General features: G+C 68.9%; 13 protein-coding genes and 2 pseudogenes. 10 read left to right on the top strand and 5 right to left on the bottom strand.

Translation table 11 applies throughout. The annotated features are described in order from the left end of the window. The first annotated feature begins 221 nt into the window (after positions 1-221). On the top strand, positions 222-1,418 hold the full coding sequence (locus ACQPZF_RS10900; RefSeq protein ID WP_433264275.1) for an IS701 family transposase: 1,197 nt from the start codon (positions 222-224) through the stop codon (positions 1,416-1,418). A gap of 665 nt (positions 1,419-2,083) precedes the next feature. On the opposite strand, the gene ACQPZF_RS10895 is transcribed toward ACQPZF_RS10900, so the two are convergent. Beyond that, positions 2,084-2,287 (bottom strand): hypothetical protein, encoded by a 204-nt coding sequence (locus ACQPZF_RS10895; protein WP_433270820.1) that lies wholly within the window; start codon positions 2,285-2,287, stop codon positions 2,084-2,086. A gap of 651 nt (positions 2,288-2,938) precedes the next feature. On the opposite strand from ACQPZF_RS10895, the gene ACQPZF_RS10890 reads away from it, so the two are divergent. Further along, complete coding sequence (locus ACQPZF_RS10890) at positions 2,939-3,244, top strand: hypothetical protein (protein ID WP_433270818.1); 306 nt, start codon at positions 2,939-2,941, stop codon at positions 3,242-3,244. Between the two features lie 542 nt (positions 3,245-3,786). Here ACQPZF_RS10890 and ACQPZF_RS10885 read toward each other — a convergent pair. Continuing rightward, positions 3,787-4,689 carry a tyrosine-type recombinase/integrase gene (locus ACQPZF_RS10885; RefSeq protein ID WP_433270816.1) on the bottom strand — a complete coding sequence of 301 codons (903 nt, stop codon included), beginning with the start codon at positions 4,687-4,689 and terminating at the stop codon, positions 3,787-3,789. A 435-nt stretch (positions 4,690-5,124) separates the two neighbouring features. On the opposite strand from ACQPZF_RS10885, the pseudogene ACQPZF_RS10880 reads away from it, so the two are divergent. Then, a pseudogene (locus ACQPZF_RS10880) lies at positions 5,125-5,313 on the top strand (ATP-dependent nuclease); the annotation flags it as partial. A gap of 202 nt (positions 5,314-5,515) precedes the next feature. Here ACQPZF_RS10880 and ACQPZF_RS10875 read toward each other — a convergent pair. Then, positions 5,516-6,469 carry an Imm1 family immunity protein gene (locus tag ACQPZF_RS10875; protein WP_433270814.1) on the bottom strand — a complete coding sequence of 318 codons (954 nt, stop codon included), beginning with the start codon at positions 6,467-6,469 and terminating at the stop codon, positions 5,516-5,518. 931 nt (positions 6,470-7,400) lie between these two features. Here ACQPZF_RS10875 and ACQPZF_RS10870 point away from each other — a divergent pair. After that, positions 7,401-11,012, top strand: a complete 3,612-nt coding sequence (locus tag ACQPZF_RS10870; RefSeq protein WP_433270812.1) for a BTAD domain-containing putative transcriptional regulator — start codon at positions 7,401-7,403, stop codon at positions 11,010-11,012. Between the two features lie 389 nt (positions 11,013-11,401). On the opposite strand, the pseudogene ACQPZF_RS10865 reads toward ACQPZF_RS10870, so the two are convergent. Further along, positions 11,402-11,860: pseudogene (locus ACQPZF_RS10865) on the bottom strand (hypothetical protein); the annotation flags it as partial. A 488-nt stretch (positions 11,861-12,348) separates the two neighbouring features. Here ACQPZF_RS10865 and ACQPZF_RS10860 point away from each other — a divergent pair. Genes ACQPZF_RS10860 through ACQPZF_RS10845 form a run of 4 tightly spaced genes read left to right on the top strand, consistent with a single transcriptional unit; the run spans position 12,349 to position 19,854 of the window. Then, positions 12,349-13,983, top strand: a complete 1,635-nt coding sequence (locus ACQPZF_RS10860; protein ID WP_433270810.1) for a protein kinase domain-containing protein — start codon at positions 12,349-12,351, stop codon at positions 13,981-13,983. Then, positions 13,976-15,793, top strand: a complete 1,818-nt coding sequence (locus tag ACQPZF_RS10855; RefSeq protein WP_433270808.1) for an SPFH domain-containing protein — start codon at positions 13,976-13,978, stop codon at positions 15,791-15,793. The genes ACQPZF_RS10860 and ACQPZF_RS10855 overlap by 8 nt, the downstream gene beginning before the upstream one ends. Then, complete coding sequence (locus ACQPZF_RS10850) at positions 15,777-17,303, top strand: Hsp70 family protein (RefSeq protein WP_433270806.1); 1,527 nt, start codon at positions 15,777-15,779, stop codon at positions 17,301-17,303. Before ACQPZF_RS10855 ends, ACQPZF_RS10850 begins: the two co-directional genes overlap by 17 nt. A 1-nt stretch (position 17,304) precedes the next feature. Continuing rightward, on the top strand, positions 17,305-19,854 hold the full coding sequence (locus tag ACQPZF_RS10845; RefSeq protein WP_433270804.1) for a hypothetical protein: 2,550 nt from the start codon (positions 17,305-17,307) through the stop codon (positions 19,852-19,854). Positions 19,855-19,921: 67 nt separating this feature from the next. Here ACQPZF_RS10845 and ACQPZF_RS10840 read toward each other — a convergent pair whose 3' ends face one another. After that, on the bottom strand, positions 19,922-20,176 hold the full coding sequence (locus tag ACQPZF_RS10840) for a hypothetical protein (protein ID WP_433270803.1): 255 nt from the start codon (positions 20,174-20,176) through the stop codon (positions 19,922-19,924). On the opposite strand from ACQPZF_RS10840, the gene ACQPZF_RS10835 reads away from it, so the two are divergent. After that, positions 20,163-20,882, top strand: a complete 720-nt coding sequence (locus ACQPZF_RS10835; RefSeq protein ID WP_433270801.1) for a hypothetical protein — start codon at positions 20,163-20,165, stop codon at positions 20,880-20,882. The genes ACQPZF_RS10840 and ACQPZF_RS10835 overlap by 14 nt on opposite strands. Beyond that, on the top strand, positions 20,879-22,369 hold the full coding sequence (locus ACQPZF_RS10830) for a TRAFAC clade GTPase domain-containing protein (protein ID WP_433270799.1): 1,491 nt from the start codon (positions 20,879-20,881) through the stop codon (positions 22,367-22,369). Before ACQPZF_RS10835 ends, ACQPZF_RS10830 begins: the two co-directional genes overlap by 4 nt. Positions 22,370-22,716: the final 347 nt, after the last annotated feature.

Raw genomic sequence — 22,716 nt, 5'->3', positions numbered from 1 at the left:
CCTCCGCACGGCCACGCAGGACCACCGGTAGACCACCACTGAGAGGCGCAGGCTCCAAGCTCTCGACGGCAGCCGAAGAACACATGGAGGCGATTCCTACGCGCCCAGGCCACCAGCGTGCTGCCCTGCGGCTTCTTCCACATCGACTGCGCGGACACCCTCAAGCGCGTCTAGTACTCCAGCCGCACTTCGTGATCATGTTCTGGTAGCTTGTCGATCTTGTGTTGGTTGATGAGGACGTTCAGGCGTGGGTGAGCGGCTTGGACGAGTTGTTCGGGCGGGTGGCGGGACGGTTTCTGCGGGCGGAGCCGCGGCGTCGGGCTCGGGCGTATGTTCGGGGTCTGTTGGCTCCGATCGCGGGCAAGAACGGCTGGACATTGGCCGAAGTGGCTGGTGAGGCGACGCCGGACGGGATGCAGCGGTTGCTCAACGCCGCGTCATGGGACGTCGACGGGGTCCGCGACGACGCCCGTGACTATGCCGTGGAGCACCTGGCCGACGGCGATGGCGTGCTGGTGGTGGACGAGACCGGTTTCCTGAAGAAGGGCGACAAGTCGGCCGGGGTGCAGCGGCAGTACTCCGGCACCGCCGGTCGGATCGAGAACTGCCAACTGGGCGTGTTTCTTGCTTACGCCACAAGCAAAGGTCGCACGCTGATCGACCGGGAGCTGTACCTGCCCAAGTCCTGGGTCGCCGACCGGGAACGGTGTCGGGAGGCGGCGGTGCCCGACACCGTGGAGTTCGCGACCAAGCCCGTGCTCGCCCGCGCGATGCTGGCCCGGGCGTTGGACGCCGGCGTGCCGGCCCGTTGGGTGACTGCGGATGAAGCCTACGGCGGCGACTCGAAATTCCGGACTTGGCTTGAAGATCGGCGCATCGCCTATGTGGTGGCCGTGCCGAGCAGCCAGACCATTCCCGCCACTGCGGGCGCCACCCGCGCCGACCACCTGACCGCCGACGCCCCGCAAGCAGCGTGGAAGCGCCGCAGTTGCGGCCAGGGCGCCAAAGGGCCCCGCCTGTTCGACTGGGCGGTGGCCTCGTTACCCGTCTACGACGACACCACACCTGCCGGGTGGCGACGGTGGCTGCTGATCCGCCGCTCACTCACGGCCAACCGTCGCGGCGAGCACGAACTGGCCTATTACTTGTGTTGCGCCCCAACAGGAACCACCGACGACGACCTGATCCGGGTGGCCGGAGCCCGCTGGGCTGTCGAGGACTGTTTCCAGACCGCCAAGACCGAGGTCGGCCTGGACCAGTACCAGGTCCGCCGCTACGACGCCTGGTACCGCCACATCACCCTCGCGATGCTCGCCCACACCTACCTCGCCGTCACCGCCGCCATCGCCCCAAAAGCCCTGGCGGCGGCCTCATCCCGGTCACCCTCGGCGAGGTCAGGCGTCTCCTGGCACACCTGATCACCACCATCCCCGACCGCGCCCACACCTGGAACTGGTCCCACTGGCGCAGACGCCACCAACACCGCGCCAAACAAGCCCACTACCAGCGAAGACACGCCATATACAACGAAGTGCGGCTGGAGTACTAGGTGTTCTTCGTGACCGAGGTCGCCACCCGCTACGTCCACATCCTCGACGCCACCACCAACCCCGACGGACCCTGGACACACAACAAGCCCCGCAACCTACTCATGGACCTGGGCGACCGTGCCGATCACTTCCGGTTCCCCATCCGCGACCGGGCCAGCCAGTTGCCCGTCGTTCGACGCCGTCCCCGCCGACGCCGGTACCGAGGTCGTGAAGACCCCACCACGGTGTCCGCAAGCCGACTGCTACGCCGAACGGTTGGTCGGCATCGCCAGACATGACGTGAGGTCACCGAGAGACTGCTCGTCACCAACGAATGCCACCTGCGGTCAGTACTCGACCATACGTGGCCCACTACAACCACCGCCGACCACACGGAGCCCGAGATCCAGCCTGATAACGACCCGCCATGTGCGGATGACTCAGATGTTCACTACGGCGTCATCGATGCCTGGCCACGAGGTGCGAGGTCGCGGAACTCGGACCACCAGCTACGCCCGCAGGGTGTTGCTCGCCATGGTGGCTCAACTGCCGAATCACGGCAGGACACCAAGCTCGTACAGGCGCACCGCAGCTACCGCGATGCCCGACCCCGCGGTGCCGCCGCCCCAGACCAAGGCAAGCACTTTCCAGGCGTCCTTGCGTTGCTGTGGATCGGTGCTGTGGATCGCCACGCCGGTCGCGCGCCATGCCAGCGCGGCGGAGAACAGGGCGTACAGGCCGATGAGCCAAGGCCACATGCAGACACTCCTCACTTAAGATCAAGTGAGGCAGAACCTTTGGGCCCCAGGCGGTTCCTATCAGGTGGCTACCAGTTTGCATAGATCTTCGAGCAACTACACCGGAGAGTACTTAGATAATTACGATGTGCACTCCAACGACTGCAGCCTGTAAACCGCACTGATGCGGATACATGTTTCATCAGAGAACCGAGCCCACCGACCCTGTTCAACGGCACCCCCGCCGACGCGGGCATCCGGGACCTTCTCGCCGGTTTCCCACATCCCCGCGAATGAACCCGATCATGGGTTGTCGGATCCGGACCTTGTGCCGCTCGAAAGTCGTCTGCGCAGTTCATGAACCACAGACAACAGTCTCGGCCCTACGCGACACGGTACGACTGCTGCTTGAGCGCGACATCCCGCACATGGCTCGCCCTTCGAGTTGGCGATGCCGCACTCTCCGGCATGGACTGGCAGGTCACCATCGCAGGCCGCAGAAGAACAGCACCGCGTCCGCCCAGCCGCGCGAAGGCGCGCCGATCCCGCTGAAGCCGCGCCCGACAGCCGCTCACTGACGTAGTCCGGCATGGTGCTGAACCACACCGTCCCCGACTGAATCCGAGACCGAACGGAACGTGACTTCGGTGGCAGGAGAGTCGCGAGCGTGACATGATCGCGCACGTGAGAGGCCGCCGTCCGCACCCCGCCACGGTCATAGCGCTGTTCGCGATCGCCGGTTCCTCTCAGATCATCGCTGGGTTCGACGGTCGTCCTACCCCATTGCAGCTGGCCATGACGATCCTGCACACGCTGGTCGCCGGGGGCGCAGCGGGCTGGATGGCCCTGCCGGAGCGACAGGAACGCAGTCGGGGAAGACCCAAGACCGCTGGCGGACGCGCGGGCGACGATGCCCATAAAAAGGTAATGATCGACATGTTCGGCGTGCCCGAAGAACGCCTACTCACAGCCGCCTGAACAGGCCATACGTCATCTTCAACCCTGCGCCTCATCCGGCCTTACAGTATGGATCTCGACAATTCACCTGTCGCCGGCAACCGCTTGAGAACGTGCTCCAGCGACTGTGCCTTCGCTGCGCAACACAGTGCCATGCAGGCACAAGGCACTATCGCCGATCGCAGCTACCGAAGTTCCGGAACCACTGCGTTCCACCCGCCTGCGGGGCGCGATGGCCTGAGCACCGTCACGCCATGGACGAGGAAGGAGATGACCCCAGCGGTCCGTGTCACGAACTGTCGTAGCGTCGGGGTGCTCGCCGCCTGGCCGCCGCCGAGCGACGCGACAGCGTCAACATGTGCGCCGTCCTGGCGTGCACCGCCATCTCCCGACGCACCTCCGGCGGAAACTCCCCTGTCGGGTCCACCTCACGCTCGAACTTCAGCAGCAATGCTTCGGTCGCCTTGGCGGTACGTGCCCGGCGGTCCGTTGTCCTGGCCCACGACGCGTGCGCAGCCGCACGAGCTCTCAACCGCCGATCCGCAGCGCCGAGTCCCTGTTCGTCAGACATTTTCCCCGATCCCCATCCGTGTCTGGGACTCTTGGGCGCGTTCGGCGGCGGCACTCGCCCCGTAGTGGCGCGGCATGTCCTCCGACTCCCACCCCAGCAACAACATCAGGTCACCGGTGTCGCCTCCGGCCCGTTTCCACTCGTGCGCGAAGTTGTGCCGCCACCGATGCGCGTGCACCTTCGACACACCGGCGGCGCGACCACGCCGCTTGAGCATCAGCTTGATCCCGTTCGGCGCCAGCGCCCGACGGCCGCGTTCCGCCAGCCACAGATTCGGCAGATCCGCAGCGACGTGGCGGTCCCGTGCCCGCAGGTACCGACCCAACGCCCGACCCGTCCGAGGCCCGAACCGCACCCGCCGCTCCTTGCCACCCTTGCCCCGGTACACCACCGTGTCCCGGTCCAGATCGACGTCATCCAAGCGGAGATCGCCCACTTCGGACAGACGTGCTCCGGTGTTGTAGTACAGCCGGATGATCGCCTCGTCCCGCAGGTGCACGAAGTCCTTGCCCTTGCACGTGGCCAACACCCGACCGGTGTCCTCATCCCGGATCACCGGCACCAGCCGCTTGGCCACCTTCGGCTGCCGCACCCGCTCCATCGGCGACCGCTCGATCTCCTCCTCGTCCCACACCAACCACTTGAAGAACTGCTGCAAACCCTTGTGCTTGTTCAACGCCGTCGCCGCCGACCGCGACTCGATCATCCACACCTGGAACGACTCCACATGCCCACGCCGCACCTCCACCGGATCCCCCGCCGCCGCAACACACTCCACATCGCCCAAGGACTCCTGCGCGAGGAACCGGGCCAACTGCGACACCGCCAGCAGATAGTTGTACCGCGTCGTCACCGGACGATTCGCCGCCCGCAACGACCGATCCCAATCCCGCATGAACCCCGCCCAGGACCGCGGCAACCCCCGGGTCAACCGCTCCAATCCACCCCACGGCGCACGGCCCGACGACTGAAGCGACCGCGCCGGCACGGGCAGCGAGCCTGGACCAGGTCGAACCGACCACGTTCCCGATGCCATCGACACCACCACTTCCGCGGATGAGGCGAAGTCGAGTGTCAACCGCACACCCGCCGATCACGAAGGCCGACCGAACGAAAACCTGGAAGCCCACCAGCCGGAATCCGCATCGAGACGGCGCACGTCGACGACACAGCCCCACAACCGGCCGACCGCCCGTCGCGCCACTCGTTCGAGTGATCATCCGCCGGACCCGGTAGCAGAGATCAACCCACAGCGATGTGATCCACACGAAGCCGTCACTTGATCGTCGGTCGACGGCACCCGATACGACGAGAGTGGGAACGTCGCACAGTGAGGATCTCCAGAACCCGGATCAGGAACTTCCGTTGCCTGGAAGACGTCGAGGTGCGCTTCGACGACGTGACCACCCTGATCGGCCCCAACGGCGTCGGCAAGTCGACCGTCCTGCGCGCGCTGGACTGGTTCTTCAACGGAGCCAAGGCGTCCGACCTCGCCGAGGACGACCTCACCCACGGAGCGGAGGGCGAACTGTCCGTCGAGGCCGAGTTCGACGGACTCACCGAGCACGACCGCGACGAGCTGGGCAAGCACGTCACCGTGGACACCGACCGGTGCATCATCTGGAAGATCCGGCACGCCGACAGCTCGGAGATGATGAGCGACAACGCCCGACGCTTCCCCGGCTTCACCGAGCTCCGTGAGACGACCGTCGCGACCGATCTCAAAAAGCTCTACGCACAACTACGCGCCGACCAGCCCGAGCTGGCGCTTCCGGCCGCCACGACCAAGGGGGGCGGTCGAGGATGCGCTCAAGACGTGGGAGCTGGACAACCCCCACCGCCTGGAGGACTCGACGGTCACGGTGACCAACTTCTCGCCCTTGACCGCCCCACTGGACTGAGGCCAGCCTGCCGGCGGTCCCGTCGCTCGGCGAACGAATGGCGAAGGGCCCTATCACCTCGCCGGTGTCGCGCCAGGTCATGCCGTCGGGGCGTGTGCCGCCGGTGGCGAGTAGTTGCGCGACGGCGTCGCGGGCGGCGGTGAGTGGTACTTCCGCGTCGGCGGGGAAGTCGTGTCCGTTGCCGAAGTAGGTGTAGTTCACCCCGTTGGGGTTGGAATCGTTGCCCTGGCTATAGAGGGTGCCGTCCACGCCGCTGTAGCGCAGGGCCGCCACGCCGCGGGCAGGGTCGATTCCAATGGTGAGTTCGTGGTCGGGGAAGTCGAGATGCTTGTCCGGGTCGACGGCGTAGACGGTGGCGGCCGTGTGGTCGGGGCCGCAGGAACCCAACTCGATCAGGAGCCGGTCGACGTCCTCGGCGGTGTGCAGCTCGGTGACGGCCTGGTCGTTGTGGTAGGCCACTTCGAGGTGATGTCCCACGGCTACCCGGTTCCTCCCGTGTAGGTCTTCACGCCGCCCGGCCAGTACACCGTAACGGTCTGGCCGGGACGCAGTATTCAGGGCAGCAGCCGGTCGCGGGGAGAACGGACCGCGTGCGCAGGGCTCGTTGTTCACCGCCAGTGTGACCGCCCGGTAGTCGGTCTCGCGGACCAGTACCGCCACCTTCATCTCGACGTGGTTGGCCGCCATCAGGGAACCACGCGGAGGTGCGATGCCCAGTCGGCGCAGCTCGGCGGTGACCGCCCGGCTCAGTTCGTCCTGGCCGCCAACGACCAATGTCGTGTCCCTGCCCTACCCGTCGATCCAGACACCGTGCGTCTTCTGATTGCGGTCATCACGCCGCGGCAGCCCGCCCAGGACGCGCTCCCTGCGGTGCGGGCCTCGCCGATCCCCGCGCCCTGGGTACGCAAGTTGTCTCGTTGGCCAGACTCCGTACGGGGGCCGTGGTGTCGGGGCCCGCGGTGTGTCCTTCGAGCCGGTCGATGACGGCGGTGATGTGCCGCTGGGTCGCGGTGAGCAGAGCCTGCACGTCTCCGATGCCTTCGGTTGCCCTCTCGAACCACTCGACAACCTGTAGCAACTCGTCCTGACTTGTGCCACGGGAGACTCGTTCGACATGCGTTTTAGCCTATTCCGCCTGGTCGAGCGCCTCGGCAAGCTCAGCGAACGGCAAACCGTCCAGTACTCGGCGCAACACGGCCACCTCTGGTTCGTCACGCGGTCGATCAGGACAGGGTTCGCGTAGCCCAGGCGGACGGCGCGTTCACCGGCAACGTCAAGGTCGGCGGCCAGGGCGGCGAGGAGGTTCACCGCTTCCAGCGGAATCTCGGCAGGGTAGGACAGCACGGCGAGGCCCCGGTTAGGGCATCGGATCTTGATCGACTGCTGTCTTACCGAGAGCCTTGCCCCACTCCGCTCCCACTGCTCAGCCTGCACCGTGACGATGAAATGGCTCAGCGGCCGGTGCGTGCCAGCCGAGAGGAGGATGCAGGACGCCCCGGATAGAACCAGGGGCAACCATTGGGACAAGACTCCATCCAACGGGTGAAAGCCCGCCCTGCTACGGATTCCCCCGACCGACCGCCTGTCACACTCCGGACAGGTCGAGCCTTCGGGGAGGGCGCGGGTGGAGATTCGGCTGTTGGACGGTGTCGGGATTCGCAGTGACCAGGGCGAACACAAGCTGAAAACAAGAACGCAGGAGTGCATGCTGGCCGTGTTGGCCCTGTCCCCGCGCAAACCGGTCAGCGTCGGAAACTTGATCGACTGCCTGTGGTCGCCCGACATCCCGGAACGCAAACAGGCCAAGAAACCTGCGTCCACCATCCAGTCCTACGCCAAGCACATACGCGGCGCCCTCACCGACGCGGGCGGCGATGGCGCCTGGCTGGACAGCAGGTCACGTCCCGGGTTCTACATGCTCGCCATCGACCCGATGCTGGTGGACTATCACAGGTTCCTGCTCTTGGCCGACGCTGCCCAACAGACCCGTGACCCAGACCGGTTCGAGGAAGCGCTCGCCCTGTGGCGGGGTGCCCCGCTGGCCGGCCTGGGCGGCGACTGGGCCGACCGCCGCCGCGAGGACCTGGCCACCCGGCACCGGACGCTCAAAGAGCACCACCTACAAGCCTTGCTGGACAGCGGCCACGCCGACCGGGTGCTGCAGGAGCTGCACGTCCTCGTCGAGCACCACCCGACCGACGAGTTCTTGCTCCTCGGCGTGCGCGCCCTGTCCGCGCTCGGACGCCACACCGCTGTCCGCACCTGGATCGACCGCCTTACTACCCTGATGCGCCAGATTTACGGCGCTGAGCCCTCTGCGGGCACGCTCGCCCACGCCCGCCACATGACCGCCGCAATCCGCGAGTTATCACCACCCGCGCCCACCGTGCCGCGGGCACCCAATAACCTGCTGCCCGATCTGTCCGAGTTCACCGGCCGCCAAGCCGTGGCCGACGTCGTCCACGGCAGTCCCGTGGTCGCGGTTCAGGGCACCACGCTCACCCCCGTGCTGGCAGGCCCCGCCGCGGTGTCGGTGGAGAACGCCGTCCGGGAGCACCGCCAGGTGACGGACCGAGTATTGAGCGAGGGGTTCACCGGGCGGGCGTGGGTGCTCGCGGAGATCGACAAACGGCTAGCCGAGATGTCCGGTGGCTACGTCTGGATCGCGGGGGACGCCGGGGTGGGGAAGACGGCGTTGGCGGCGTTCCTGGTGCGGGAGCGGGGATGGGTGGGGCACTTCGCCGGGGTGAGCAGGGGCGCGACGGTGCGGGTTGGGTTACAGAACCTCGTCGGGCAGTTGGTGCGACGGTGGACACTGGCGGATATCGCACCGGGCGCGATGGTGCCGGAGTGGGCGTTCACCCCGGAGGGGTTCGACGTGGTGCTCCGCGCGGCGGCCGAGCGAGCGCGGGTCGCGGGAAGCCCATTGGTATTGGTTGTCGACGGGGCGGACGAGGCGGAGATCGACGGGCAGCCGTGGGGACTGCCGTTCGTGCTGCCGGACGGGGTGTTCGTGGTGGGCACCTATCGGACCGGCCATCCACCACCGCGCGCCGGCGGCAACTCGGCCGTGGTGAGGCTGGCGGCCGACGATCCGCGCAACCGCCTCGACGTCGAGGCGCACCTACGTGCGGTGCTGCCGCCGGAGCTTACTAGCGACGACGTCATCGCTGCGCTGTCGGACCGGTGCCAGGGCATCTGGGTGTACCTGCGCTACGCCGTCGAGGAACTGCGGAACGGGGTTCACGACGTGCGGGACCTCGCCACTCTGCCATCGGGTCTGTCCCGCTACTACACCGACACCGTGGACCGCTGGAGCCGGAGCCGGGACTGGGACGCCGGGCTGCTGCGGCTCTTGGGCGTGGTCGCCATCATCGGGGAGCCGCTCGACGCCGCCGACCTCGCTTTGGCGGCCGACGCCGACGAGACCGCAGTCCGACGCTGGTGCCACGGCACCCTTCGGCCGTTCCTCGCCGTGGAGCGCGCGGGGTCGACGGCCCGCAGGTTTGCCGTCCACCACACCAGCTTGCGGGAGTTCCTGAACGGCCGCCCTCTGGACGACCTCGGCTCCGAGGAGGACTGGCACTGGAGCGAGACCCTCGGTGCCGCGGCGGCGACCGCACGTCACCAGATCGTCGACCACCATCTCGGCAGGTTCGGCGGACTCGACGCCGGGCTGCCGCGACTGGCCGCCGACCACGAGCTGCTGACAGCGGGGTCGGGATACGCGGTGCGACACCTGGCGGGGCACCTGCTCGACGCCGGGCGGATCGAAGAGCTTTGTCGGCTTCTCGCCACCGGGGACCGGACTGGCAACCTGTGGTTCGCCGCCCACGAGCACGCCGACGCCGTCGACGACTATCTCGCCGACATCGCCGCCCTGCGAGCGCACCTCGCACGCAGAACCGATGAGGCGCTGGCCGCGGGCAGGTCCGCGCCGACGCTGGTGGGCGAGGCCTGGTGCGCGCTCGTGATCTCCTCGATCACCAGCCTCACCGCGAACATCCCAGCCGATCTGGTGGTCGCCTTGGTGAAGGCCGGGATGTGGACACCGGCGCGGGCGGTCGCGCACGCCCGCAGGCTGCACGCTCCGCCTGCCAGGGCGTTGCTGCTCGCAGCGCTGGTCCCGCTCCTGCCGGATGGCCTTCGTCCTCCGGCGGTCGCGTGGGCGCTGGCCGCTGCCCGTGATCCCGTCACCCACATCACCGGCGACGTGCTGACGCGGATCGCGCCGCACCTGACGGATGTGGCCGACGCGGTGTCGGTCGCGTCCCGAGTACGGCACGGCGGGTGGCGTGCCGCCGCGCAGGCGGCGATCGCGCGACGCCTGGACGGGAAGCCGAGGCGGAGCCTGCTGCAGGACGCGCTGGACTCGGCGATGTCCGTCGCCGGTGAGCACGATCGCGCGGAGGCCGTCCGGCGGATTCTGCCGGAACTGCCCGACGATCTTGTCGATGACGCGGTGTCCGCCGCAGCCGGAACCACCCTGCCGCGCGAGATGCGCCGGCCGCATATCGGCGCTCTGCTGAAGCACGCCACAGCGAACGGCAGCGAACCCGCACGGGTTGACGAACTCGTCGCCCTCATCCCGACCGGTTCCGACGACGACCTCGCCGAGGTGCTCACCGCTGCGGCCGGGATCTCCGACCTCGACGCCCGGGCCGTCCTACTGACGGCGGTCGCGGCCCGGCTGCCCGTCGGCGAACGGCCGCCGGTGCTCGCCGCCGCGCTGACTGCGGCCCGCACCATCACCACCGCCCCCGACGACGATGCCTCCGCAGCGGCCAGCCGCCGGACCCGTGCCGGGGTGCTGGCCGGATACGCGTTGCCCGACGAGCGCACCACCGCCGTGGGACACAGCCCTCCTCCGCCTCCCACCCGCACGCTCTCCGAAATCCTGGCGATGGAGGACCCGTTCCGCAGAGCTCGTGCGCTGGCCTCGGCCGCACCCGGTTTGGCCGCCGCCGAGGTGGATGTGGCGCTTTCCGCCGCTGAACTCCTTTCCGAGGAGGCCCGGACACGGGCGCTCACCGGCCTGGTGCCCGTCCTCGGCTCCGCCGCTCACCTCGCACGGGCTGCAGGGGCGGCACCGAGCCGGGACCGTGGGTTACTGGTCGCGGTGGTGGCCCGCGCCGCAGCGGTCCTGCAAGGCCCGGATCTGGTCGTCCTGCTTCGCCGCACGATGCAGTCTGTCAGTCGGACGACTTGTCTTGCGCTTCTCGACAGGGCAGCCCCGAGGCTGGCGGAGCTCGCCGGTCCAGGGTTTCCCGACAGCCTCGCTGCGGCGATCGACGACGCGCGGCGCTGGTGGCCGTGACGGAAGTCCGCTTGAGGATAAGAGTGGTGCGCCAAGAACTCCTGACTCTGCGAGGTTGAGCAGACGGCGCCGGCAGATGATGTCGCGGGCCAGACTCGGGATCGTGAATGTCGTCGCGGCTTCGAGATCGGTCTGGCACGGTCGACCGGACTCGGACCACCCTCCGGGCTGCCTTTGAGTGCCCGCACGTGCGATCCGTTGATCACCGGCCGCCAGCAGTCCAGAGCGCCCCGGCTTCAATTCGGTGAGCAGGTTCTCGGGCAGCCACTGCCACACCCCTGCCTGGTGTCGGTCCCGTAGCCGCCGCCAGGCGGTCAATGCCGGAGCCGAGCCTCAGCTTCTGCGGCGCGGCAGGAAATTCCGCGGGATATCGGTGTGGAGCATGAACAGGGTTGGGGTATGCGGTAGGACGGTCGGATCAGACGGACTCCGCGCTGCGTGAGGAAGCGGTCGAGGTCGCGGGAGTCGTAGCCCTTGTCAGCGGTGATCAGCAGGCCGGGGCGGTCGGCGAGCAGGTGGGGTTCGTGGGCGCAGATCGCCATGAGCACCTGCCGCTCGTCAATCTTCGGGTCGGCCAACGCCCAGGCGTCCGGCAGCCCGGCCGGGGTGAAGACCACGTTCAGGCGCAGGCCCCAGAACCAGCGCGAGTGCGATCGGCAGTAGCCGTACTTGGCCCAACCGCAGCCAGCCAGCCTCGGAGGTGAACCCGAACAGGGCCTGGGCTACCGCCAGGGTGACCAGCTCGGCGTCGGTCAGCTTCGGCGATCTGCCCATCTGACGCCTATCGGCGAGGTGATCGTCGATCTTGACGTGGGGTGTGGTGGAAGGGTGTTCAGGTCGGTCGCCACAAACTGATCTTGAACATCTTTCGTTCGCCTCCGGACACCACCTCGACTTACGCATTACTCGTCTAGAGCACCTAGCGGTCATCCAGCCGCATGCGACGGGGTGGTCGCTGCCGAGTGTATCGCCGGAAGCAGCGGCCGGGACCTTGCCCACAGCTCGTCGGGACGATCCCGGGTAGCTGCCACCCTTTCCTCACAACATGGTCAACACCAAGTCGATCGCCCTTACTCCAAGATCATTCCATTGAGGGTTCTAAATCCGCAGATTTACGGCAAGGCAGTTGATTCCAGGTGAAGGGCTCTTACTGGACAAGCGATCTTGAGGGGCCCTCGCCAGAGAACACAACGAGCCGACTGCCGTAGGGCAAAAGCGTGATAACTAAGCGGTCTTGTTGTAAGGCGGGCTAGAATCGTATTCGCGACGCACGGAGGGCGAGTGAGGCCCGCGCGTGGCAGGCATCGGGGGCGTTCGTGTACCGGAAAGGTGACGGATGGTCATTGGACAGGTGGGGGGACTGAGGCCCGGTGATCCAAGACGGCTAGGGCCTTACCGGGTTCTGGGCAGGCTGGGATCAGGCGGGATGGGGACGGTGTACCTGGCGGAGTCGTCCGGAGAACAGGTGGCCGTGAAGGTCATCCACTCATCGCACGCAGCGGATCCCGTGTACCGCAAGCGGTTCACCCAGGAGATCGCGGCGGCGCGGGCGGTGCGCTCGGCGTACACCGCCGCGGTGGTCGACTCGCAGGTGGTGGGCGACCCGCTCTACGTGGCCACGGAGGTGGTCCGGGGACAGGCGCTCGACCGGCTGGCCGTACCGGGAAGGGGGCTACCGGCCGAACGTGTCGTCTCGCTCGCCCGCGACACCGCGCGGGCGTTGCGCGACATCCATCGTGAAGGGCTGGTTCACCGCGATCTCAAGCCCTCCAACGTGATGGTCGGCGCGGCCCGCGCCGTGCTGATCGATTTCGGCATCGCGACCACCGTCGCCGACATCGGTCGCCTGACGAGCACCGGAAAGGTGATGGGAACCCTGCCCTACCAGGCTCCGGAACTGGTCAAGGGAGGCGGCATCGCGTCGGTGAAGTCCGACGTCTTCGCTTGGGGTTGTGTGGTCTTCTACGCCGCGACCGGGCGAGGGCCGTTCGGCGATGGCGCGGCGGGCGAGGTGATTCCGGCCATCCTCGGCGCGGATCCCGACCTGCGCGCGGTGCCGGGCGAGGTGCGCGAGATGGTGGGGCTGGCGCTGTCGAAGCGGGAACGGGACCGGCCGGACGCCGAGGAGGTGGCCGCCGAACTGGAATCGGTGGCCGCGTCCGTGGTGGTCTGCGGCGCGTCCCACGGCGGTTACCTGGGCCGGCTGCGAAAGCTGTTGGTAGAGAACGGTTTTACCGTACGGATCTCCGCCGTTCCGGACACTCTCGACGGCGCGGGCGTGCTGCTGATCCTGGTCACCGACCGGCCCCCTCCGGAGGCCGCCGACATGCGATTCGCCGCAGAATGGCTCAACATCCCCGTCCGGCGGATCGTCATCGCCGGTCCGCGGCAGCCGGACGCCTTCCTCGACGCGCGCGCCAACGCACTGCCTGGTCCTGACCACCTCGCGCAGCTACGTGCCCTGGTGCGCACAGAGCAGCGCAGGCACGACGCCACCAGCCCGGTGGACCGCACGGCGGCGCTCGTAACGACGGTCCGTACCGCGTTGCGGGCGGGCGATCCCGTCACGGCCGACCGGCTGACCACCGACATGCTGCTGGCGGCGGCCGGGCGGTCGGACGAGGGCTGGATGACCCGGTCTCACGTCAACCACGTCGGTACGGCGTTCCTGCGCGAACTCGCCCGGGTGTGGCAGGAGGAAACCGGTGGCAGGCACGGTTTTCGCGCCCAGCGGGCGCTGCTGCCGGAGAACACCCGGAACAGGATGTTCTCCCTGGCCCGCGCCTTCGGGTGGAGCGATCAGGGCTCCATATCGGACGACTACGAGACATGGGTGTCCGACCGCGTGGACGTTCCAGGGTTCTTCCCGACGCTTCGCTCGCCGAAGCCGTCATACGGCTGGTACGACAACTGGAGCATGACGGTCACCGCGGTGCACGACCGGATCAGTGAAGAGTGGCGCGATGGATGACATCACAGGGTACGTGCTGCCGGGGCTGGCCATCCTGGCCGGGTTGGGCTTCCTCGTGCTGGTCGTGCAGCACATCAGACAGTCCATCGTGAACGTTCCGTTGGGTCAGTTCGCCATCGTGACACGCAAGTACAGCTCGTTCCGGTTCGCCGGTTCGCTCGCCGAGGCGGTGAACCGGCAGAGCAGGCTGCTGATCGGCGGTCGCGTCTACTTCCGCCTGCACCGGCTCTACGAGGTGCGAATCCAGGACATGATCAGCATTCCGGTGGGCTCGATCGGGATCGTGCACGCCAAGATGGGTGGCTCGCTGGAGCACGGGCAACCCATCGCCCGGCATGTCCCGTGCGACCACTTCCAGGACTTCGAGACGTTCCTCGACCAAGGTGGGCAGCAGGGACCGCAGATCGAGATCCTGGACAGCGGCGGCCAATACGCCATCCACCCCACCGTCTTCGAGGTGCGGATAGCCAAACGCACCTACGTCCCGCTGCGGACCATCGGCGTGGTGGTGGCCAAGGTGGGCGAAATCATGCCGTACGGCCACACCCTCGCCCGGCACGTCGAATGCGACTACTTCCAGAACGGGGTGAAGTTCCTCGAGGACGGCGGACAGCAAGGCCCGCAGCAGGCGCTCCTCCCCGGCGGAAGCTACTACTCCATCAACACCGACATGTTCAACGTCCTCACCCAGAACCAGATAGACCTGGAGACGGTCCCGCTGTCCCACCACTACCTGGAGCCGGAGGATCTGCGACTGGTGTCGGTGGAGAGCGAGGAGACCGGTGTCGTCATCGTCACCGAAGGGCTGCACCCGGTCGACGCCGCCGAGCCCGCGCCGAGGATCGAGGGCCACGAGAGTTTCCAGTTCCCCTGGATCTTCCTGGCCAACGGCGGGCAGTTCGGTCCGCAGTCGGAGGTGCTCCCGGGCGGCTCCACCTACGCGATCAACCCGTTCTTCGCCCGCGTGGTGCGGATTCCCTCACGGGAACTGATCCTCTCCTGGGGCCGCAAGGAAGTCAGTGCCGACCGCTACGACTCCGAGCTGGACCTGATCGAGGTGACCCTGGACGGGTTCCACGTCTCGGTTGAGCTGACCCAGACCTTCGTCATCCCGCCGGAGACCGCGCCGCACCTGGTCAAGCGGTTCGGCGAGGACGACGAGGAGCACGGCACCGCAGGTGTGCGCAAGTCGGCCGCGGTACAGCGGCTGGTCACCCGCCTGCTCGGCGTGGTCGTCAAGGGCTACTTCAACGAGGTGTCCAACAGCCACCTCATCGAGGAGTTCATCAGCGATCAGAACCAGGTCCGCGCCGAGCTGAAGACCCTGGTCGAACAAGCGCTGCGGGAGCAGAACGTCTCGCCTCGGCTGACCACCATCGGCGCGATCAAATTCCAGTCCGACGAGATGAACGAGGAGTTCCGGCACATCGCGAAGCTGCGGCAGCAGAGCAGGCAGCTCGGCCAGCAGTTGACCAACGCGGCGGTGGAGACGGACTTGAAGAGGGAGAGCATCAAGCAGGAGAAGCTGGAGCGGTCGGCGGAGCTCGAGGAGGACGTCCGCATCCTGGGCCGCGACCAGGTCGCCGCGGAGCGAATGGCCAGGATCGACGCGAGCCGCCAGGTTCCGCAGGTCTTCGTCGCGTCGAGCGACTCCGGGGTCCTCGACCTTCCCAGACGGGTCCGTGGCGTCGCCCACCGCGGCGGGCAGGTTCCCGGGTGGGTGCTGGACACCGCGGACGTGCAGCCGCAGCCGGCGCAGCTCACCGAGGCCTACGACCGGAAGGAGCAGGAGCATGGCGACGAGCGATGACCGTCCCCGCCTGGGAATCGATCTCGGCACGACCGCCACGTGCGTCTGCGTGGTCGACGGCAGCGGGGAGGCCAGGGTGCTGGCCAACCGGGAGGGCGGCGCGACCACCCCGTCGGCGGTGTACCTCGGTGCGGATGGCACGGCGGTGGTGGGTGACCTCGCGCTCGACCAGCGCGCGTACGAGCCGGGGCGGGTGATCACCGAGATCAAGCGGGAGATCGGCGGCGACTACACCGTCGCGGTCCCCGGCGGTCACCTGCGACCCGAGCAGATCTCGGCCCTCATCCTGCGGCAGGCCGTCGAGGACGCGCTCGAGGCGCTCGGCACCGCGGTGCCCGCCGCCGGTCCGCTGGCCAGTGCCGTCGTCACGGTTCCGGCCTACTTCGGCACGGCGGAGCGGGCGCGCACCCTCGAGGCGGGCCGGATCGCGGGGCTGGACGTGCTCGACCTGGTCAACGAACCGACCGCGGCGGCACTGGCCAGCGGCCTGCGCGGCACCTCGGCCGGTCGGGCGGTCCTCGTCTACGACCTCGGCGGCGGCACTTTCGACGTCACCGTCGTGCTCATGTTCCTCGACGAGGTCCGTGTCGTGGCGACCGGCGGGGACGCCCGTCTCGGCGGCGCCGACTGGGACCGGGTGCTCGTCGACCTCGTCCTCGACCGGATGGGCGACTTTCCCGACGAGGAGGATCCTCGGACGTCTCCGCGCCTGATGGCCGGTCTGCTCGGGCAGGCTCAGGCGGTGAAGGTCGCGCTGTCGACCTCCACCGAGCAGATGTTGACCATGCGGACCGCGCAGGGCCACGTGCACCGCATGATCATCTCCCGCAACGACTACGAAAAGGCCACGTCCGACCTGCTCGACCGCACCCTCGACTTCACCGGCGACCTCATCGCGCAGGCCCGCGCCGCCGGGGTGTCGACGATCGACGACGTCCTCCTGGTCGGCGGGATGTCACGGACGCCCGCCGTGGCGAGGAGGCTCGACGAGACGTTCCCGCACCTGCCCGCGCCGCGGCTCGCGGTCGACGCGGAACTGGTGGTGGCCAAGGGCGCTGCCCAGGTCGCCGCGGGCGAGTCCCGGAAGGTGGTGGACGTGACGTCCAAGGGCTACGGCGTGCTGATCACGCGCGACACCGGTCGCCCCTCCCTCGGCAGCGCGGTGCACTGGATCATCACCCCGAACACCCCGCTGCCCACCAGCGGACGGCACACCTTGTGCACCGTGCACGAGGGGCAGACCACGATGCGGGTCGCCGTGTACGAGTCCATGACGGATGTCCTGTCCGACGACGAGGCAGACCACGTCCGGCTCGACGAGCGCACCATGGAAGGACTTCCGCGCGACAGCAGACGCGGCGACCCGGTCGAGCTCGACTTCTCCCTCGGCGCCGACGGGGTGCTGCGGATCGACGCCCACGCGGCCAACGGCGCGCGATTGCGGATCGAGACCCAGGTCCGCGGCCGCGACACCGACGTCGTCGCACCGCTACCCGGCCTGCGGCGGTGACATGGCCGAGACGGACCTTCCCGGACTCCGCGACGCCGACGTCCGCGCCTACCTCGACGACGTCATCACGCCGGTCGAGACGGGGTGGTCGCCCCACCGGAACCTGTTCCGGGTGTACCGCCTGCCCTCCGACTGCACCGCCGACGAGGTGGACTCGGCGCTGACCTCCGTTCCGGCGCTGTGGGGCATTCCCGAACTGCGCGAGCACATCCAGGCCGTGGACCGGCTGCGGCGCGGGCACCCGGTCGCCGTGCGGGTGTTGAGCGATCCCGGCGAGCGTTCGGTGCACCGGGCCGCCGTGGCGGCGGAACGCACCGCCCTCGCCAAGGTGGTCGACCAATTCCTGCGGTCCGCGCCGGGTATGCCCGCCGCCGCCGTCGCGGCCCTCGTCCGGCAGTCCGCGGGCCGCTGGAGCCGGCCGGACGTCGTGGCCGCGCTCGAACAGCACCGGGCGGTCGTGCGCGAGCCCGCGAGCCTCGGCATGACGCCGGACACGCCCCGGTCGCGCCGGATCACCACCGCGCTGGCCGACCTCGGGGTCCCCAGCCTTTGGGAGTACCTGAGCAGAAAACTGTCCTCCGGCGGCTTGGACGTCCACGCGGACGTGCTTCGGGACAGGCGCGCGCATCTGCGGACCCGGCGAGGAGCCGGTGTCGAGGCCGAGCTGACGGTGCTCAAGATCGTCGAGCAAGCGTTGGACGAGCCCGACGGACTGAGCTCGCTGCTGCGCCACGAGTTCCTCACCGAGCTGTCGGTGGCCGTGCTGCTGGGCTATCAGGAGGTCAGTTTCCTCGCGGCGGCCGACCCGCAGCGGTGCGTCGCGAGCGGCCTCCCGCGCGACCCCGAGACGCTCTCCTATGCCCTCTGGTGCCGACGCGTCCACCGATCGGATTGGGAGTCCGACTACAGGCAGGCCGTCGCCGACGGCAGGCTGCACGCCGCGCTGGTGGTGCTGTCGAGCAGGCGGCTGACCGGGGACTGGGAACGCGTCCGAAACGCGCTGGCCGCGACCGTGGACCGGGTGGCCGCCGATCTCGCAGCCGCCCGCGAACTGGAGGACACCGCGCCGGAGGATGCGGCTGCCCGCTACCTCGCAGCGGATCGGGAGCTGACGGACCCCGCGATCAAGTCGGGCCTGCGCCGCTGTCCGGCCATGGCACCCGCCGAGGTGTCCGCGCGTGCGCACCACGACGCCATCGTTATCACGTGGAAGGAGTCGACATCGACCGCAGGCCTCCTGACCTACCGGGTAAGCCGGGGCGGGACGGTGATCGCCGACGACACCGACGCCCTGGCGCTGTCGGACGTGCCGCCCTCCGGTGTGCCGACGTCGTACGCGGTCCAGACCCTGCGGAACGGTGTCCCCGGCGGGATGGCGCACAGCGAGGAGGTCGTGCTGGCGCCCGAGGTGCTGGACCTCGCGGTCGAGTCGACGATGCTGTCGGTGCACGGCCGCTGGCGGTTGCCTCCCGAAGCGGTCGGGGCGTCGGTGACCAGGATCGCGCCGTCGGGCGAAATTGCGGAGGTTGCCACGCCCGACGGGGCCGGATTCGACGACACCGCTGTGGTGCCCGGTGTGCAGTACCGCTACCTCGTGCGCGCCCGCTATCCCGGCCAGGCCGGGAAGCCCGAGGACAGCGCGGGCTTGGTGGTCTGCGGCGAGTGTCCGGGAAACCCGCGCCAGGTCGACGACCTGCGGGCCGAACTCTCGGGTGACACCGTGGAGTTGACCTGGAGCAGGCAGAGCGGCACTCCGCTGGTGATCCGCGTCCCACACGACGGGGTCGCGCCCGCGCCGCAGGTTCTCCGTGCCGCCGACGCGGCGGCCGCGGGCCGGGTGGTCGCGGTGAGCGACACGGGCCGCGCATCGGTCCCGCTGGCGGACCTGGCAGGGCAGCGGGTGCTCGTGCCGGTCGCGGTGTCCGGCCCGCTCGCCGCCATCGGCCCGGCGACGCGGGTGACGCCGCCACTGGAACCGGTCATCGGCCTGCACGCCAGGCGATTCGGCCCGCAGGTGGTGCTGTCGTGGCAGTGGCCGATGTGGGCCACCGACGTGCGGGTGGTCTGGCGGGTGGACGGGCCGCCCACCGGGCCGCTGGATCCGCAGGCCACCGTGGTCGAGATCAGCAGGTCCGCGTACGCGGGCCGCGGCGCGCGGATCACCGCGACCCTGCCCGGCGAGCACTGGTTCGGGGTGTCGGTCGTGGACTCCGGCCGGTTCGGGCCGATGGTCACGGTGTGCTCGACCCGGCTGCGCGAGGTGCGCTACAGCGTCCGGCGCGCGGCCTGGTGGCGCCGGGGCGAACTACTGGTGGCCGTGCACGGTCCGGAGCCCGCCCCCGACATCACGGTTGTCGCCAAGTCCGGGTCGCGTCCGCTGACCCCCGAGGACGGCGTCGAGATCCTGCGGCTGCCGGCCCTCGGCCCGCCCGAGCCCGTCCGGCTCCGAGTGCCGCGCCAACTGCGGCGGCCGGTTTTCCTCCGCGCATTTTCCCTGGACGAGACTGTCGTGCTCGCCCACCCCGCCCCCCACCTCCTGGTCGTGCCGTGACCTGAGAGGAGACCGCTGTGCCCGCACCGACCTGGAGCGTCCGGACCCGGCGTACCCCGGCCTGCCCCTACTGCCACACCTGGACGCCGGGGAAGGCGTATCTGAGGCAGTGCGCTTCGAGTTGCGGCGAGACCGCGACCCACTTTCCGGTCTCCGCCGCGCGCAGGGGCAAGTGCCCGCACGGGCGTGCTCCGAAAGCCCGCCGGGTCTGCCCGGCGTGCGGGCAGGCCGTGCCGCGCGAGTACATCGAGGGCCGCCCCAGGGTGGTCGTTGTAGTCGGGACGGCGGGGTCCGGTAAGAGCACCTGGGTGGCGTCGGTCATCCGGCGGGTCGCGAAAGGACACCTGGATGACCGCTTCCCCGGCATGTCCCTCGACGTGCTCGGCGAAAGAAGCAGGCTCCGGCACGAGCGAGATCGTGTGCTGGTCGCCGAAACCGTCCTGTACCGCGACACGGGGCCCGAGCCGCTGCTGGTCAGCCTGCGCGTCCGGCCGCGGGCACGGCCTGAGGTGATCGCGTTCTACGACAGCGCCGACGCGACCGCGACGAACCTGGCGCACGCTGATGGCCTCGTCCTAGCCGTCGAACCCGGCGCTGTCCCCGGCGACGCGGGGATCGCCCGACTCGCCGAAGCCGTGCGCGCCGCGCGCGGCCTGCGCCCCCACAACCGGATCAGCGTTCCCCTGGCCGTTGTTCTGACCAAACTGGACACCGTGTGGGACATGGTCGACCCCGGGTCGCCGCTGCTGCGACCCGTGCCCCGGACGAGCGGCTACGCGGTGTCCGACGGTGTGGATGTCCACCACGAAACCACCGCCTGGCTCGGCCGCTGGAACAGGACGGACCTCATCCGAGGTGTCCGCACCGCCTTCCGCCGCCACCGCTGCTTCGCCGCGACCGCGCTCGGTGACCGCGTGGACGGCAGGCGGGAACCGATGGCCTACCGGGTAGAGGATCCGCTGCTGTGGCTGCTCGCCGGCTTTGGCGCGATACCGATCTTCCGGGGCGTGGAGAGGACGACCACATGATCGTCCAACTCTTCCGCTACCTGCTGCAGGCCGTGCTCGCGCTCGTGATCACCGGGCCGGTCCTCGCCGCCGCGGTCGCGCTCAGCCTGACGTTGGCGCTGGTCGCCATCATCCGGGAAGCGCTCGACTGCCTCGCCGCCCAGGCGGACACGGAGCACCTGGCGCTGGACACGTTGCCCGATCCCGCCGACCGGCGGTACCTGTCCGGTCCGGCCCTGCGCGACCACCGGCGCCTCGGTGTGGCCTGCTTGGTGGCGCTGCATCAGCGCGGATTGGCCCAGTTCGATGAGAGCTTCGCGGGAAACGGGCTGCGCCGGGTGCGCCCGATCCGGGAGTCCGAGCTCATCACGCGCTCGCCCGCGGTGCCCATCCTCACGTTCAGCGCGCGCGCCGGGTTCGCCATCGGCTACATCCTCGCGCTTGTCCTGCTGGCCATCACCTGGTTGGTGCAGTTGGTGTTGCTCACCGTCGCAGTAACGGGTTTCCGACTCCTCTCCGGCACGTTGTGGCTGTTCGAAGTGTTTTCCCTGGCGCTGAGGCAAATCACGACGGAGTGCCCCCGCTGCCACACCCGACTCACCCGCCCGGTGTTCGTCTGCCCCTGCGGACGCGAGCACCACGCGCTCGTTCCGGGCGCGCAGGGCGTGTTCCTCCGCACCTGCCGCTGCGGCCAAAGCCTGCCCACACTGCTGATCACCGGCAAACGCGGTCTCTCCCCGCAGTGCGGCGACTGCGGCGCCTCCCTGCCCTCCCCCACCCAGATGATGCCCACGCGTCACGTCCCGGTGGTCGGCGGCACCGGTGCCGGGAAGTCGGTGTTCCTCCACACCGCGGTCACCCACATGAGGTCCGGCCACGACGCCGCCCCCGCGGACCCGTTCACCGACCACAGGCTGGCCGAAACCGGCGCTCTCCTCGCCGACGGCCTGTTCCCGCCGCGCACGCCGGTGAGCCGACCGGTCTCGTACACCCTGCAGGTGCGCAACCGGCTCCTGCACCTGTACGACGCAGCCGGGGAGATCGTGCAGAACGCCGACCACATCGCCGACTCAGTCTTCCTCGCCCTCAGCGACGGCGTAGTCCTCGTCGTCGACCCGCTCGCGCTTCCCGCCGTCCGCGCCCGCGCAGACCCTGACGTCCTCGGTGCCTCACGCACGTCCGGCACCGACCCCAAGGCCGTCCTCGACCTGCTCACCGAGACCCTCACCGAGCACCACACCGCCACGCCCCGCCGCATCGCCGTCGTTGTCACCAAGGGCGACACCCTCTCCGGTCCCACCCATCCCTACGCCACTCGCCCACCAGACCGCCCCGCCGCAGTCCGCGCGTGGCTCATCGCCCACGGCCATGTCGACATCGTCCACTCCGCAGAACACCACTTCCCCCACGTCCACTACTTCGTGGTCACTTACCTCACCACCTCCCCAACCCCCCACGACGACCCGGCCGCCCCTATCCACTGGCTGCTGACAGGAACCACCCCATGACCTCATCGACCGACCGCGGCCGCGCTATGGCCCGCGTCCTCCTGCTCCTGTCCGCCCTCACTGCGGTCGGCTTGCTGGCCCTCGCCGGCACGGCCTTCTTCTGACGACAAGGCCGCCGCCCGAGTCTGGGTCTGTTCAACGAGCGGCTCTGCCGCTGATCACGTGATGGACGACCAGCGCCAGTGTCGATCTCCGGCCGAGCTGCTCATGCCACGGCTCGGCCGGGTCGACTCCAGGTGTCGACGAGCCAGGATGCGATCAGGTATGTCTGGAGGCCCCGCCGGGGCGTCGCTTGAGGTATTCCTACTTTATCGTTCACTCAATTAGCGATTAAGTCACTCGCTGAC

Origin of the sequence: Actinosynnema sp. CS-041913 (genome assembly GCF_050942485.1) — a bacterium.
In the GTDB taxonomy this organism is placed as follows: Bacteria; Actinomycetota; Actinomycetes; order Mycobacteriales; family Pseudonocardiaceae; genus Actinosynnema.
The sequence above is the reverse complement of the archived record's forward strand: the minus strand, read 5'-3'. Positions and strand labels throughout refer to the sequence as shown.

Bases quoted from the DNA above. Each gene is read 5' to 3' on its own strand.
- ACQPZF_RS10870 (WP_433270812.1), top strand. From the start codon at position 7,401: ATGCTGGCCGTGTTGGCCCTGTCCCCGCGCAAACCGGTCAGCGTCGGA.
- ACQPZF_RS10850 (WP_433270806.1), top strand. From the start codon at position 15,777: ATGGCGACGAGCGATGACCGTCCCCGCCTGGGAATCGATCTCGGCACG.
- ACQPZF_RS10840 (WP_433270803.1), bottom strand. From the start codon at position 20,176: ATGACCGACGCCACCCAGGTGCTCTTACCGGACCCCGCCGTCCCGACT.
- ACQPZF_RS10845 (WP_433270804.1), top strand. From the start codon at position 17,305: ATGGCCGAGACGGACCTTCCCGGACTCCGCGACGCCGACGTCCGCGCC.
- ACQPZF_RS10890 (WP_433270818.1), top strand. From the start codon at position 2,939: ATGATCGCGCACGTGAGAGGCCGCCGTCCGCACCCCGCCACGGTCATA.
- ACQPZF_RS10895 (WP_433270820.1), bottom strand. From the start codon at position 2,287: ATGTGGCCTTGGCTCATCGGCCTGTACGCCCTGTTCTCCGCCGCGCTG.
- ACQPZF_RS10830 (WP_433270799.1), top strand. From the start codon at position 20,879: ATGATCGTCCAACTCTTCCGCTACCTGCTGCAGGCCGTGCTCGCGCTC.
- ACQPZF_RS10860 (WP_433270810.1), top strand. From the start codon at position 12,349: ATGGTCATTGGACAGGTGGGGGGACTGAGGCCCGGTGATCCAAGACGG.
- ACQPZF_RS10855 (WP_433270808.1), top strand. From the start codon at position 13,976: ATGGATGACATCACAGGGTACGTGCTGCCGGGGCTGGCCATCCTGGCC.
- ACQPZF_RS10885 (WP_433270816.1), bottom strand. From the start codon at position 4,689: ATGCGGGATTGGGATCGGTCGTTGCGGGCGGCGAATCGTCCGGTGACG.